We start from the raw sequence: 15,099 nt of genomic DNA, 5'->3' as shown, positions 1-15,099 counted from the left end.
CCCCTCAGCGGAGGCTATTTTGGATAAAAGTATGAAAATTCTTGTGGTTGATGATTTTTCTACCATGAGACGTATCATAAAAAACCTGCTTAAAGATTTGGGTTTCTCCAATATCCAGGAAGCGGATGACGGCAGTACCGCCTTACCTATGCTACAGCAAGGCGATTTCGATTTTGTAGTAACCGATTGGAACATGCCAGGCATGCAAGGCATCGATCTGTTACGCGCAATTCGCGCTGACGATAAGCTTAAGCATTTGCCTGTGTTAATGGTAACAGCAGAAGCGAAAAAAGAGCAGATTGTTGCGGCAGCGCAAGCCGGTGTAAACGGTTACGTTGTTAAGCCATTCACTGCTGCTACGTTAAAAGAGAAGCTCGATAAAATTTTCGAACGTTTAGGTTGATCCAGACGCTCACCAGAGATATGAGGTTTACTGGATGTCAACACAAGTAAATGTTCCTATTACCCTTGAAGAAGCCAAACAATTGGTTGCCTATTTGGAAGAGGGTGATTCTGCTTCAGCTAATGCCATCTTAGAAGCGGCGTCAATGAAAGAGTCTATTGAGCTCTTCGCCGAGGTTGGAAAATTGACGCGCCAACTTCACGACGCGTTAAACAACTTCCAAATTGATGATCGCATCAAAAACTTGGCCAATGATGATATTCCCGATGCGCAATCGCGTCTTACCTATGTCATTGAAGAAACAGAAAAAGCCGCAAATACCACTATGGATGCCGTTGAGGCCAGCATGCCAATTGCTGAACTATTAAGTTCACGCATAAGCAGCGTGATGCCAGAGTGGAAAAAACTAATGAGCCGTCAAATTGAACTAGGCGAATTCAAAGCTTTATGTGCAGATTTAGACGAATTGTTGGAAGACGGCGCTGAACAATCAGCTAAACTTACACAGTTACTGACCGAAGTGTTAATGGCACAAGGTTATCAGGACCTGACCGGGCAAGTGATTCGCCGGGTTATAGATTTGGTTAAGGAAGTTGAAGATAGCTTAGTAAACATGCTTACTATGTTTGGTGAGCCTGAGACATCTGAACAGACGAAAACACCGGTCGAAACGGTCAAGAAGATCGATGGTGTAGAGGCGGAAGGCCCCATTATCGATGCCGACACGCGAGATGACGTTGTGTCTGGCCAAGATGATGTTGATGACCTTTTGTCTAGCTTAGGTTTTTAGGGGAGCGGGCGCATGTCGTTTGATGTTGACGAGGATATATTACAGGACTTTCTGGTTGAGGCCGGGGAGATACTTGAACAATTACAAGAACAGCTCGTTGATCTTGAAAACAATCCAGAGGATGCAGATTTATTAAATGCAATCTTTCGGGGTTACCATACTGTCAAAGGTGGAGCAGGATTTTTATCACTCACTGAGTTGGTTGAAATTTGCCACGGCGCAGAAAATGTTTTTGACGTCATGCGCAACGGTCAAAGAACCTTAACACCAGAGCTTATGGACATCATATTACAAGCCACCGATGTGGTTGTAGAGATGTTCGAAAATGTAAAATCGCGCGAGCCTCTTGTACCCGCAGACGCGAAGTTAGTCGATACACTGCATAAGTTAAGTCATCCTGAAACGCCAGGGGAGAATATCTTCGGTGACGATGACGCGCCTGCCCCGCCCGCGCCGAGTAGTGAGGCACCAGAAGAAGAGTTTGCCATTGAAGAGCCAGCGGCTCAGGAAGCTGCATCTGACGGTGGTATTGACGATATAAGCGAAGACGAATTTGAAGCACTTCTTGATGAGCTTCACGGCTCTAGTGCACCTGGCGCAGCGTCCAAAGCGGCACCAGCACCTGCAGCGCCAACGCCTCCAGCCGGGGGGGATGATATTACAGACGATGAATTTGAAGCACTGCTCGATGAGCTTCATGGAAAAGGTCAATTCAGTAGTGAAGAGGCAGCCGAGCCGGCAAAACCCGCAGCGCAACAACCTACTGCACCAGCAGGTTCAGACGACGAAATATCTGATGATGAGTTTGAAGCACTGCTAGATCAACTTCATGGCTCAGGACAAGGGCCATCGAAGAAAGAGGAAGCTCCCTCTAAACCGGCCCCAGCGCCTGTGGACGAGAAGGCGACTCAAGCGGTACAAAAGGCGAAGCAACAGCAAGCGGCTGCATCTGCACCGAAAGCCGCGCCAGCGCCCAAAGCGCCGGCAGCTAAGGCTCCAGCAGCGAAAGAAGCCGCTAAGAAAGACGATAAAAAAGCCGCGCAAGCTCCGCCGCAAGCAGAGACAACGGTTCGGGTTGACACCAAACGCCTTGATCAAATCATGAATATGGTGGGTGAACTGGTATTGGTGCGTAACCGATTGCTAAGTCTTGGTATTAATACCAATGACGAAAGCATGACAAAGGCCATCGCCAATCTCGACGTGGTTACCGGTGACTTGCAAGGTGCGGTGATGAAAACGCGCATGCAGCCCATCAAGAAAGTGTTTGGGCGTTTCCCTCGCGTTGTACGAGATTTGGCGCGAAGTCTGAAAAAAGAAATTACGCTGCAACTAGAAGGTGAAGAGACCGATTTAGATAAGAACTTAGTAGAAGCATTGGCTGATCCATTGGTTCACTTAGTTCGAAATTCGGTAGACCATGGTGTCGAAATGCCAGATGACCGTGCTGCGGCTGGTAAGCCTCGCATGGGAACAGTCAAATTGTCGGCGTCTCAAGAAGGGGACCATATCCTACTGACTATCGAAGATGATGGTAAGGGAATGGATCCTGATAAGCTAAAAGACATTGCGATAAGTCGTGGTGTACTCGACGCCGATGCCGCAGCGAGAATGTCTGACGTTGAAGCGTTTAACTTAATATTTGCGCCAGGCTTCTCCACGAAAACAGAAATCAGTGACATTTCTGGGCGTGGTGTAGGCATGGACGTAGTGAAAACCAAGATTAATCAACTGAATGGTACGGTTAACATCGACTCACAGTTGGGCAAAGGTACGCGCCTTGATATCAAGGTTCCGTTAACCTTAGCTATCCTGCCCACACTGATGATTGTCGTTGGCAAGCAAACCTTTGCTTTACCCTTAGGCGCGGTTAACGAAATCATTAATATGGACATCAAAAAGACCAATACCGTTGATGGCCAGTTAACAATGATTGTGCGCTCTAAAGCGATACCGTTGTTCTTCTTGGGTGAATGGTTAATTCGTGGCCCTAAAAATATTCATAAAGAAAAAGGTCACGTTGTCGTCGTTCAAATAGGCACGCAGCAAGTTGGTTTTGTAGTAGATGCATTGATTGGACAGGAAGAAGTCGTCATTAAACCGCTAGATGCCTTGTTACAGGGAACGCCTGGCATGGCTGGCGCTACAATCACTTCTGATGGCGGTATCGCCCTCATCCTAGACATTCCAAGTTTACTTAAACGGTACGCGCGTAAACCTTTAAAGTAGAACGACGAAACAAATAGGAAATATACATCCATGGTCTTTAAAGTCCTGGTGGTGGACGATTCGTCTTTTTATCGTCGTCGGGTTCGCGAGATACTTGACGATGATAGAGAGCTAGAAGTTGTTGGCGAAGCCAAGAATGGTCGAGAAGCCCTAGAGAAAATTGACGCGTTAGCGCCAGATGTTGTGACAATGGACGTAGAAATGCCCGTGATGGACGGGATTTCTGCCGTTAAAGCAATTATGGCTAAGCGACCACTGCCTATTTTGATGTTTTCATCTCTTACACATCATGGCGCGCAGGCGACCTTAGACGCACTTGAAGCAGGTGCTTTAGACTTTCTTCCTAAAAAGTTTGAAGATATCGCTAAGGATAGAAAAGACGCAGCTCGCATGTTATGTACTAAGGTGCGGTTAATTGCACGGCGAAGTGGGGGCTTAAGTCGGCCTTTACTCAAGCGGATAGAAACTTGCAAGCTGCCCGCCAATGCACCTAGGCAACCCTTTTTAAAATCGTCCAGTTTATTGTCGGGTAGAAAAGAGGCTGTCACTCAGCCCACAGTATCGTCGGTACAGGCGTCAGGTAAAAAGTACCAGTGTCTTGCTATAGGTGCCTCTACAGGCGGACCCGTAGCGCTTCAGAAAGTACTCACGCCACTGCCCGCAGATTTTCCGTACCCGATATTATTGGTTCAGCATATGCCTGGCACGTTTACTCACGCATTTGCGCAGCGGCTTAATACTCACTGCCATATTGGGGTGAAAGAGGCTGAGCATGGCGATGTGCTAAATCCTGGTGTTGCTTATTTGGCGCCAGGGGGCAAGCAGATGCTTATTGAAGGGCAAGGTGTTAAAAAGACGATTGCCATTACAGATGCGAATCCCTCTGACAAAATTAGCTACAAACCCAGCGTTGATTTAACGTTTGGAACGCTAGCAAAAGCCTATGGCGGAGACGTACTAGGTGTAATCCTGACCGGAATGGGGGCTGATGGCCGAGAGGGCTGTCGTGTATTGAAAGACAAAGGGGCGACAATATGGGCACAAGATCAAGCTTCTTGTGTGGTATATGGAATGCCGCAAGCCGTTGCAGTGGCGGGTGTCTCGGAAAAAAGTATCAATATTGACGATATGAGTACCTGTATCCAAACTGAAATGAAGTAAGTCGCGCGTTTATTAATTTTGCTAGGAATATCGTAATGAAGGTGTGGACAGTTGCAAACCAAAAAGGCGGGGTAGGGAAAACCACGACAACCGTTTCACTGGGTGGATTATTGGCACAGGCGGGGAAGCGTGTGCTTATGGTCGATACTGATCCCCACGCGTCTTTAAGTTATTATTTTGGAATCGATGCAGAAGCGCTAAGTCATTCGGTTTACGATATTTTTATTCAATCTCCAGACATATCTGCCGATAAAGTGATGGACTGTTTGTGTCCTACCAAGTTGGACAACCTATACGTATTGCCCGCGACAATGGCATTAGCTACCCTAGATAGAACCATGGGGAGCGAACAAGGTATGGGTTTAGTGCTGAAAAAGGCACTGGCCAAGGTAGAGCACGAGTTTGATGTAGTCATTATTGATTGTCCGCCTGTACTTGGGGTATTAATGGTTAACGCACTTGCAGCGTGCCATAAAGTGATTGTGCCAACGCAAACCGAGTACTTAGCATTAAAAGGTCTCGATCGCATGATTCGAACCATGGAAATTATGGGGCGCTCATTACAAAAGTCGTTTGATACTGTCATTATTCCGACCATGTTTGACAAACGTACGAATGCCGCATTGGCGTCTCGTGAACGACTCATGACCGATTACGGCGAGCGGGTTTGGACAGGTGTTGTGCCCGTTGATACTCACTTTAGAGATGCAAGTCTTGTACAGTTACCTATTTCAGTCGCGTACCCGAAAACACGTGGTGTCACGGCCTATGCAAAATTATTAGAGGTTTTGGAGAAATAACCTAGCATGAGTAAGCAGTCTCCCTTCGCGCGAGAAGACGTTATGGAAGCCTATCTAGATAGCCTTCTAAAAGAGCCTGAGGAAGATCCAGGCGATGTGACTGCGCGTACCTCTAGGTTATTAGAGCAAGCTGCACAGCAACTCGCAGAGAGCGGGTTAAGTGCAGATGAAACATTCAGTATTGAAGAGACAACGATTAAACCAGAGGTACCGGTGGAAACCCCGCTACCTCCTGTTGTCGAAAAAAGGGATATACCCTCTTCAGTGGAAGCCGAGGAAGGTGAAAATAGCGACGCTCAACTGATTGAAGATATCAATGAGCAGGCTTTTTCAGAGGTTTCGGCGGGTCAAGAAGGCGGAAATATACCGCCAGAGCAAAAAATTCCACTAAAGGATACTCTCGATTCTCGCTTTCAAGCGTTATTCTTTGAGGTAGCGGGTTTGACCCTCGCGGTTCCACTGACTACGCTTGGTGGAATACATCAACTTGATAAAGTGGGGCCTCTTTTTGGTAAGCCTGATTGGTTTATGGGTGTGATGATCCATCGAGAGGAAAAAATTAATGTGGTTGACAGTGCAAAGTGGGTTATGCCAGAAAAATATGACGAAAACCTCGCACAATCTCTAAACTACCGATATCTTATTATGTTAGGAGATAGCTGGTGGGGGATGGCTTGCGAAAAGCTCGTCAATACTGTCACTTTAACGAAAGCTGACGTCAAATGGCGTGAGTCTGTAGGTAAGCGTCCTTGGTTAGCGGGGATGGTAAAAGAAAAAATGTGCGCGTTAATTGACGTTAGCGAATTAATATCTATGCTTAACAAAGGCTTAGGCAGTAACGACCAGACGCCATAGTATTGGGAGCCGGTTCATGAGCGATGAAAGAACAAACAGTAATGCCACCGACAGCAACGATGAAATCCTTCAATGGGTTACTTATCGCCTAGGTGAAGAAACTTACGGTATTAACGTAATGCAGGTACAAGAAGTATTACGTTATACCGAAATAGCGCCAGTGCCCGGCGCGCCTGATTATGTATTAGGGATCATAAACCTACGCGGAAACGTGGTTACGGTTATTGATACCCGAGCGCGTTTTGGGTTACCCCCTACGGAAATTACCGACAATACGCGGATCGTTATCATCGAGTCAGATGAGCAAGTGGTAGGTATCCTGGTCGATAGCGTGGCAGAAGTGGTTTATTTACGCTCTTCTGAAATAGATAGTGCGCCGAACGTGGGTACTGAGGAAAGTGCTAAATTTATCCAAGGTGTGAGTAACCGAGATGGTGAACTTCTCATTTTGGTAGATTTGAACAAACTCCTTAGTGATGATGAATGGGATGAGCTAAGTAGCTTATAAGCCTGTCATATTCTGCAAAGGCAGGTAACCTAGTTACTTGCCTTTTTTGTTTAATGACTTCACCAAGTTAAAAGGCCTAGCGCAAATGGAAATGCAGTTCATCGCACCGACACTTTATGAAAGTATATTGCTGGTGCTCGTTGTTGTGCTTTCATTATTGATAGTTTGGCTGTTTAAGCAAATAAGATCACTCCAGCAAGGGATCAAAAACCTTGAAGCCAAGTATGATAACCGTTTAGAAGAAACGGTCTCTTCGGTTCGCAACTTTGCCCATCAGCAAAATGAAGAGCAAGCTCGCAACCTCGTGGTGACGCGACACATCCAAGCGTTGCAAGGTAAGTTTGACGATCTTGAAAACCAACTGCGCGAAGTCAAACTACAAGATCCTTCCCTTCGCCTTTATCAACGCGCAGCTGAATTGGTGAAGCAAGGCGCCTCTATTGAAGAAATAATGGAGGCATGCGATATACCGCGGGCAGAGGCCGAAATGTTGAGTATGGTACACCGTCAACCCGCTGGCTCTTAAATTCATTTAGACGTCTAGACGTAAAGATGTTGACATCTTCCCGTGAATTGCCACAATACAGTCATTGTAAAAATGACTGGAGCTTTTCATGCCAATTCGTATTCCCGATCAACTGCCCGCTCAGGATGTGTTGCTGGGCGAAAACATTTTCACGATGGAGAGTGACAGGGCAGCAAACCAAGATATTCGCCCCCTTGAGGTAGGTATCTTGAATCTGATGCCGAATAAAATTGAAACCGAAGTGCAATTACTTCGACTGCTTTCAAATACGCCTTTGCAAATCAACGTTGATTTGATTCGAATTGATAACCAAGCCCCTAAGAATACGCCTCAATCGCACATGGATGCCTTCTACCATGACTTTTCACAAGTTGCAGATAAAAAGTATGATGGGCTTATTGTGACAGGCGCACCTCTTGCACTTTTAAACTACGAAGACGTTAACTATTGGGCGTCTATGACCACCATTTTGGAATGGGCGCAACGTCATGTTAACTCAACCTTGTATCTTTGTTGGGCAGCACACGCCGCCATGTATCATTTTCATGGGGTGATGAGGGAGCTTAAAAAAGAAAAGTTCTCTGGGGTATTTGAACATCAAGTGTTAGATCCCAATAATGAATTACTCAGAGGTTTCGACCCCACGTTTTTTGCACCGCACTCTCGTTACGGGCATATCGACACGTCAGTTTACAACAGCATTGATGGGTTAAACGTGGTGGCTTCATCTCAAGAAGTGGGGGCATACGTTGTGGCCTCTGAAGATAAGCGTATGGTATTTGTGACCGGGCACCCCGAGTACGACCCAGATACGTTGAAGGATGAGTACCTAAGAGACTTACAATCAGGGCAAACGCCGAAAGTGCCTGCGAACTATTTTCAACACGATAACCCGAATGAGCCGCCAATGGTTCGTTGGCGTTCTCACGGCAGCCTTTTATTTACAAATTGGTTAAACTATTTTGTTTATCAAACCACACCGTACGATTTAAATCAGCTTGCTGAAAAACCACAGCCAAAGAGGTAACGCGTGAGCTTACAATCTATCTCAAACAAGAAGCGAGCTTTGTTAACGCAAGCAGCAGAAAAACGAATCCTTATTCTCGATGGTGCTATGGGTACCATGATTCAAGAGCATAAACTTGAAGAAGAAGACTATCGCGGAACACAATTTGCCGACTGGCATTGTGACGTGAAAGGTAACAATGATTTACTCGCGATCACTCAGCCCGACATTATTTACAACATACACTGTGCGTATTTTGAGGCGGGTGCCGACATTATTGAAACCAATACCTTTAACGCCACCACTATCGCTATGGCAGATTACGATATGCAAGCGTATTCACGTGATATTAATATTGCTGCTGCAAAAGTGGCGCGTAAAGCGGCTGACGCGTATACCGAGAAAACACCAGATAAACCACGTTTTGTTGCAGGCGTGCTTGGCCCAACTAACCGCACCGCGTCTATTTCGCCAGATGTAAACGACCCAGGCAAACGTAACGTCACGTTTGATGAATTAGTGGAGGCCTATAGTGAATCCACAGAGGCCTTAATTGAAGGTGGGGTCGACCTTATCATGCTTGAAACCATCTTTGATACGCTGAATGCGAAGGCCGCTGCCTATGCAGTAGATAGTGTATTTGAAAAGCTGAATGTCACCTTACCTGTCATGGTGTCAGGCACCATTACAGATGCATCAGGTCGAACTTTGTCGGGTCAAACTGCAGAAGCCTTTTATTATTCTATGCGACATGTAGCGCCCTTTTCCTTTGGACTAAACTGTGCTTTAGGGCCGGATTTATTGCGCCAATATGTAGACGAAATTGCTGGCGTTAGTGAGTGCTTAGTGTCGGCTCACCCGAATGCAGGTCTTCCAAACGAGTTTGGTGAATACGATATGGAAGGGGAAGAAATGGCCGCGCATATTAAAGAGTGGGCGGAATCTGGCCTAGTGAACATTGTGGGGGGCTGTTGTGGCAGCACACCAAAACATATTGCAGATATCGCTAACGCCGTTGCAGGTATAAAACCCCGAGCCGTGCCCAATATTGCGCCCAAAATGCGCCTATCAGGCCTTGAGCCATTCGTACACTAGGAGGTAATGTGAGCGCAGAATTTTCAACCTTTATTAATATTGGTGAGCGAACCAATGTAACCGGTTCAGCTCGATTCAAACGGTTAATTTTAGAAGGCGACTATGAAGTTGCTTTAGATGTCGCACGCCAGCAAGTAGAAAACGGTGCACAAATCATCGATATTAATATGGATGAGGCAATGCTCGATTCGAAGCAAGCCATGGTCACCTTCTTAAACCTCATTGCTTCTGAGCCGGATATTAGCCGTGTGCCTATTATGATTGACTCTTCGAAGTGGGAAGTCATTGAGGCGGGGTTAAAATGCGTGCAGGGCAAAGCTATTGTCAACTCCATTAGTTTAAAAGAAGGTGAAGAAAGTTTCTTAGCACAGGCCAAGAAAATTAAACGATATGGCGCTGCAACAGTAGTCATGGCGTTTGATGAAAAAGGGCAAGCCGACACCCAAGCCCGTAAAATTGAAATTTGCCAACGCAGTTACAGGCTGCTTACAGAAGACATTGGCTTTCCACCTGAGGACATTATCTTCGACCCCAATATCTTTGCTGTGGCTACAGGTATAGAAGAACATGATAATTACGCAGTAGACTTTATTGAAGCCACACGTGTCATTCGCCAAACCTGTCCCCATTCTCACATTTCTGGTGGGCTATCGAATATTTCCTTCTCATTTAGAGGCAATAACCCTGTTCGAGAAGCCATGCATTCAGTATTTCTCTACCATGCCATTCGTGCAGGTATGGATATGGCTATTGTGAATGCGGGCCAATTGGAAGTTTATGATGAAATTCCAGCTGAGTTACGCGATGCGGTAGAAGACGTGATACTCAATCGAAGAAGCGACTCTACTGAAAGATTGCTTGATATTGCCCCTAATTATCAAGGTGACGGAAAAGCCGCTGCGAAAGAAGATTTAAGCTGGCGCGAACAGGATGTAAACAAACGTTTAGAGCATGCGTTAGTTAAAGGTATTACCGACTTTATTATTGATGATACCGAAGAGGCACGACAAAAAGCCGAGCGTCCATTGCATGTTATTGAAGGGCCGTTGATGGACGGCATGAACGTGGTGGGTGACTTATTCGGTGAAGGTAAGATGTTTTTGCCGCAGGTGGTGAAATCAGCCCGTGTGATGAAAAAGGCCGTGGCTCATTTACAGCCCTACATTGAGGCAGAAAAATCAGATGACGCTAAAAGCAACGGCAAAATATTGCTAGCAACGGTAAAAGGGGATGTTCACGATATTGGCAAAAATATAGTGGGCGTGGTACTTCAGTGTAATAACTTTGAAGTGATCGATCTTGGCGTCATGGTCCCTGCGGCAAAAATTTTACAGGTTGCCAAAGACGAAAATGTCGACATGATAGGCCTTTCAGGGTTAATCACGCCTTCCCTCGATGAAATGGTGCATGTAGCGAAAGAAATGGAACGCCAAGGATATGAAATTCCCCTGTTAATTGGTGGGGCTACCACCTCAAAAGCCCATACTGCGGTGAAAATCGAGCAGAACTATCATTCGCCAGTGGCTTATGTACCTAATGCCAGCCGCGCGGTAGGGGTCTGTCAAAAGCTATTGAATAAAGGCTCTCGTGATATTTACGCGAAAGAATTGGCTGCGGAATACGACAAAGTTCGGGAGCAGCACGCACGGAAAAAACCACGGAGTAAGCCGGTGACGTTAGCGCAGGCACGTGACAATGCCTATCAGCCCGATTTCTCAGTGCTGCCCGTTGCGCCTAACAAGCTAGGGGTAACACCTGTAACGGCGTCCCTATCGGTACTTAGGCACTATATTGACTGGACGCCTTTCTTCTTAACATGGTCATTGGCAGGCAAGTATCCTCGCATATTAGAAGACGAGGTTGTGGGCGAACAAGCACAGTCGTTATTTGCCGATGCTAACGCGATGCTCGATACTATTATTGCAGACAATAGCTTAGAAGCAAAAGGTGTGATAGGCCTATTTCCAGCAAACCGTGTAGGCGACGATATCGAGATTTATGCCAATGAGGAACGCGGTGAAATCAAAGCTGTGGGGCACCACCTTCGTCAGCAAACCCTTAAAGATAAGTTTGCCAATTATTGCTTAAGTGATTTTGTTGCACCTAAGTCCTCAGGTATTCGTGATTATGTGGGCGCATTTGCGGTCACGGGCGGCATTGGCGAAGACGAACTCGCGAACCAGTTTATACAAGCCGGTGACGACTACAACGGTATTATGGTAAAAGCGGTGGCCGATCGGTTGGCAGAAGCCTTTGCTGAATATCTCCATGAACGTGTTCGCAAAGAATACTGGGGGTATGCAAAGGATGAAGACTTATCTAATGAAGAGCTTATTAGAGAAAAGTATCAAGGCATACGTCCTGCGCCAGGCTATGCTGCGTGTCCAGAGCATACTGAAAAGCAAGTTATCTGGGATTTACTCGATGCTGAAAAACATACCGGCATGAAGCTCACAGAAAGTTATGCCATGTGGCCAGGGGCTTCGGTATCTGGTTGGTACTTTGCCCACCCAGAGTCAAAATATTTTGCCGTGGCAAAGATTCAGTCTGACCAAGTTGAAGACTATGCTTCCCGTAAAGGGTGGACACTGGAAGAGGCAGAAAAATGGCTGTCTCCTAATTTAAGCGATTAATCACAACAAGACATACCCAATGGAAAAACCGTTTAGCCAAGCTTGCGAAAATAATAAACGCCCAATCTTGCATGTGCTAGAGCGTGCCTTTGCCAATACGAAACGCGTATTGGAAGTGGGCAGTGGGACCGGCCAGCATGCGGTTTTTTTTGCTGAGCATTTGCCACATTTGCATTGGCATTGTAGTGATCAAGCCGTTAACCATGCCGGTATCGCCGCTTGGTTAATGGCCTCTTCTGTGGATAATATTGAACCGCCAGTGTCCTTTACCGTGGGCGTGGATCACTTCCCTCAGACGGCAGGAGCCGGTTCGTTTGACGGTGTCTTTAGCGCTAATACTGCTCATATCATGCAAAAAGCAGAGATTCAGTCACTTATGTCAATGATTGCTGAAAACCTGCCCCACAAGGGCGTATTTTGCCAATATGGGCCCTTTACCCAAAACGGTGAATTCTCCTCGCAAAGTAACCTCGATTTTCATCAGTCATTATTGGCGCGAGGCTATGGGGGATATCGGGATATTGATGAGCTAAAAACGTGGGCACCTTCTCTACAACTGCAGAAAGTACATACCATGCCGGCCAATAACCTACTATTGGAATGGCACAAGAATTAGTTAACCCAGAAAAGTTACTCTATTTTTACACTTTTGTATAATTGCAAATTTTTTCTATCTATAGTTGTAAACAACGCCAATCTATTAGACAGTAGTAGATTCCAATTATTTGTGAATATTTAAGTAATTGATAACTTCATGAATAGTGGATGTGGTCACGTTCGCTTTTACTCGTCATTTTATTCATCTGACAGTTTAAACGTACGACATGGCGCAATGCTGTGACGCTGTCCTCCATTCATTATCTCGCGTATAGCCGAAGAAGTTAGTTGTATTGCAGTTGGCGCCCATCTCAATGGTTTTATTCTCCTCCACTGCAAATAGTCATAAAAATAACAATGAGAAGTCGCTATGAAATCACTCTCGCTACAGAAAAAGTTTATGCTGATCGTAGGCGGTAGTATTGCCGTCATGCTGTCTATCGCCGCTACCATCTTGGTAAATATCGTTGCTGATAACACCCGTGAGCGCGTCCAACAAGACGTCAGCGCACTGGTTGCGCGAGAAGCAAATGAGGTGGAAGGTTTTTTTAACAAGTACGGAGGAGTAGCAGAAACCTTTCTTAGCAGCCCCTTTCTTAAAACCTTCTTCTATGAACATACCCAACGAGGCGGCGAAGATGGCCGCGTGAAAAACAGCGCTAAAATCTATCAACTTTTCACTAACATTAGTCATGATGACCCTGTGATTAAATCGGCGTTTTTTGGCTCAGCCCTAACCGGGGAGTACTTTTACGAAGAGGGAAGAGTTGGCGTAGATACCAGCGGACCTAATGCAGGAAATCCTGATTATGGGTATTTCACTACCAAACGACCTTGGTTTAACGCCGCCGTTGATGCTGGTCAACTTTACGTTACCCCGCCTGCCGTTGATTCACAAGATGGCAGTATCTCAGCGGTAGTACAAAAACCTGTCTACGAAAAAGGAAGGCTGATTGGGGTGGGAGGCGTCGATATTTTAATCAGTACAATAGGCAAGGTCATTGATAGCATTAGATACCAGGGGCAAGGTACGGCCTTCCTGTTAGATGAAAATCAAAATATCGTCTATTTCCCAAAACAGGGTAAAGAGTTGCCACTCAGTTCTTCGTTGGCTAACTTTGACACACTGTTTGATGAAACATCGGCATTTTCAACTCTGGCAGGAAAAATCTCTACCGCCAGTGATGGTATGGTTGAAGTCACCTGGAAAGGGAAAGAATACGTGGCCTTTTTTCGCCATGCTAATTTAACCTCGCCTCACATGGATTGGTCGCTGGGTATTTTGATACCGGCCAGTATCATCGATGGCCCCATTGAGGGTGCAATCACTACCGCGATTATTATTGCACTTATCATCATTGTACTGATTGCTCTGATTACTTTTATTGCTAGTGCAAAAATAACCACGCCTTTAGTCAACATGCGTTACGCAATGGCAGAAATTGCCAGAGGGGAAGGGGATTTAACCAAGCGACTCACCGTTCATAGCAATGATGAAATTGGTGCCCTTGCCCAAGAATTTAATACTTTCACAGACAAACTTCGCCATTTACTGAAAGAAACCGCGTTAAATACGCAAGCGGTGGCGGAGGCAGCGGCGCATCTACGTGATGTGTCACAAAATACCAGCGACGAAATTAATCAAGAACGCAATCAAGTTGATAACGTCTCATCTGCGGTCACCCAAATGGCGCAAACGGTGGTGGAAATTTCAAATAATGCATCACAATCAAGTATTGCCGCAACAGAAGCCGATGAGTTGGTGCAGTTAGGCAGTAATCAGGCAAAAGAGGCCATGGCGGAAATCCGTTCGTTGGCGGTATCGGTCAGTGACGGTGTTGAAGTTGTTAGTGGGTTGAGCAAGGAGTCAGATAACATTGGTGCGGTCATCGATGTGATTAACAGCATTGCAGAGCAAACAAATTTACTGGCATTAAATGCTGCCATTGAAGCGGCTAGAGCGGGTGAACAAGGCAGAGGCTTTGCCGTGGTGGCTGATGAAGTGAGGTCGTTAGCTAGTCGAACCCAAGAATCAACCACGGATATTCGCCGTATGGTGGAACGTCTGCAGAATATGGCGGAACAAACGGATGCAGTGATGAATAGTGGCAAGGCCCGTTCTGACTCTGGCGTGGAAAAAACAGAAAGAGTGGTCAATACGCTTATTGAAATTAATAGTGCAATTGGCAAGGTGCATGAGCAAAGTACTTATATTGCGCAAGCCACAGAACAACAAACGCAAGCGGCGCAAGATATTAACTCGTCGTTAGTGGCCATTACGGATTTAAGCGATAGAACCAGTGTTCACGCCCAAGAGTTAGCGGTGGAAGCGACTCAACTTAGCGGTGTATCAAGCGATTTAAAAGATTTGGTAGGGCAATTTAAAATATAGCACTGAAAAAATACCGCCCGTACCACACGTTTTTGGGGACGCCAAATAGGGAGTGCAAGGGGGAGAGGTAGTCGAATTCGCACTAAGTTAGTCTAACTTGATTT

Annotated in this window: 13 protein-coding genes; all 13 read left to right on the top strand. The window is 46.0% G+C overall.

Features of this window, described 5'->3' with window-relative positions; translation table 11 throughout:
* Positions 1-19: 19 nt before the first annotated feature.
* The 13 genes from cheY to IUA53_RS14700 all read left to right on the top strand — a co-directional run bounded on the left by cheY (position 20) and on the right by IUA53_RS14700 (position 14,995).
* Positions 20-403 (top strand): chemotaxis response regulator CheY, encoded by a 384-nt coding sequence (gene cheY / locus IUA53_RS14760; protein WP_012517682.1) that lies wholly within the window; start codon positions 20-22, stop codon positions 401-403.
* A gap of 34 nt (positions 404-437) precedes the next feature.
* Positions 438-1,193, top strand: a complete 756-nt coding sequence (locus tag IUA53_RS14755) for a protein phosphatase CheZ (protein WP_044056359.1) — start codon at positions 438-440, stop codon at positions 1,191-1,193.
* Between the two features lie 12 nt (positions 1,194-1,205).
* On the top strand, positions 1,206-3,422 hold the full coding sequence (locus IUA53_RS14750) for a chemotaxis protein CheA (RefSeq protein ID WP_196897313.1): 2,217 nt from the start codon (positions 1,206-1,208) through the stop codon (positions 3,420-3,422).
* Positions 3,423-3,452: 30 nt separating this feature from the next.
* Complete coding sequence (locus IUA53_RS14745) at positions 3,453-4,583, top strand: protein-glutamate methylesterase/protein-glutamine glutaminase (RefSeq protein WP_196897312.1); 1,131 nt, start codon at positions 3,453-3,455, stop codon at positions 4,581-4,583.
* Positions 4,584-4,618: 35 nt separating this feature from the next.
* A complete protein-coding gene (locus IUA53_RS14740; RefSeq protein WP_044056362.1) occupies positions 4,619-5,383 on the top strand; it encodes a ParA family protein in 765 nt (254 codons plus the stop codon).
* Between the two features lie 6 nt (positions 5,384-5,389).
* The gene (locus IUA53_RS14735; protein WP_044056363.1) at positions 5,390-6,238 is read left to right on the top strand and encodes a chemotaxis protein CheW; all 849 of its coding nucleotides are present in this window, start codon (positions 5,390-5,392) and stop codon (positions 6,236-6,238) included.
* Between the two features lie 16 nt (positions 6,239-6,254).
* A complete protein-coding gene (locus IUA53_RS14730) occupies positions 6,255-6,746 on the top strand; it encodes a chemotaxis protein CheW (RefSeq protein ID WP_044056364.1) in 492 nt (163 codons plus the stop codon).
* 37 nt (positions 6,747-6,783) lie between these two features.
* Positions 6,784-7,272 (top strand): DUF2802 domain-containing protein, encoded by a 489-nt coding sequence (locus IUA53_RS14725; protein WP_231401164.1) that lies wholly within the window; start codon positions 6,784-6,786, stop codon positions 7,270-7,272.
* An 88-nt stretch (positions 7,273-7,360) separates the two neighbouring features.
* Positions 7,361-8,299, top strand: a complete 939-nt coding sequence (gene metA / locus IUA53_RS14720; protein ID WP_044056365.1) for a homoserine O-acetyltransferase MetA — start codon at positions 7,361-7,363, stop codon at positions 8,297-8,299.
* A 3-nt stretch (positions 8,300-8,302) separates the two neighbouring features.
* Positions 8,303-9,373 carry a homocysteine S-methyltransferase family protein gene (locus tag IUA53_RS14715; protein ID WP_082052853.1) on the top strand — a complete coding sequence of 357 codons (1,071 nt, stop codon included), beginning with the start codon at positions 8,303-8,305 and terminating at the stop codon, positions 9,371-9,373.
* A gap of 8 nt (positions 9,374-9,381) precedes the next feature.
* Positions 9,382-12,006 carry a methionine synthase gene (gene metH, locus IUA53_RS14710; protein ID WP_081869443.1) on the top strand — a complete coding sequence of 875 codons (2,625 nt, stop codon included), beginning with the start codon at positions 9,382-9,384 and terminating at the stop codon, positions 12,004-12,006.
* Between the two features lie 19 nt (positions 12,007-12,025).
* Positions 12,026-12,622, top strand: a complete 597-nt coding sequence (locus IUA53_RS14705; protein WP_044056366.1) for a DUF938 domain-containing protein — start codon at positions 12,026-12,028, stop codon at positions 12,620-12,622.
* 351 nt (positions 12,623-12,973) lie between these two features.
* Entirely contained in the window at positions 12,974-14,995 is a 2,022-nt protein-coding gene (locus IUA53_RS14700) for a methyl-accepting chemotaxis protein (protein WP_196897311.1), read from the top strand.
* The last annotated feature ends 104 nt before the right edge of the window (positions 14,996-15,099 follow it).

The organism is Alteromonas sp. B31-7, assembly GCF_015767655.1.
GTDB classification, from domain to species: Bacteria; Pseudomonadota; Gammaproteobacteria; order Enterobacterales; family Alteromonadaceae; genus Alteromonas; species Alteromonas australica.
This window is presented reverse-complemented; position numbering and strand designations above follow the sequence as displayed.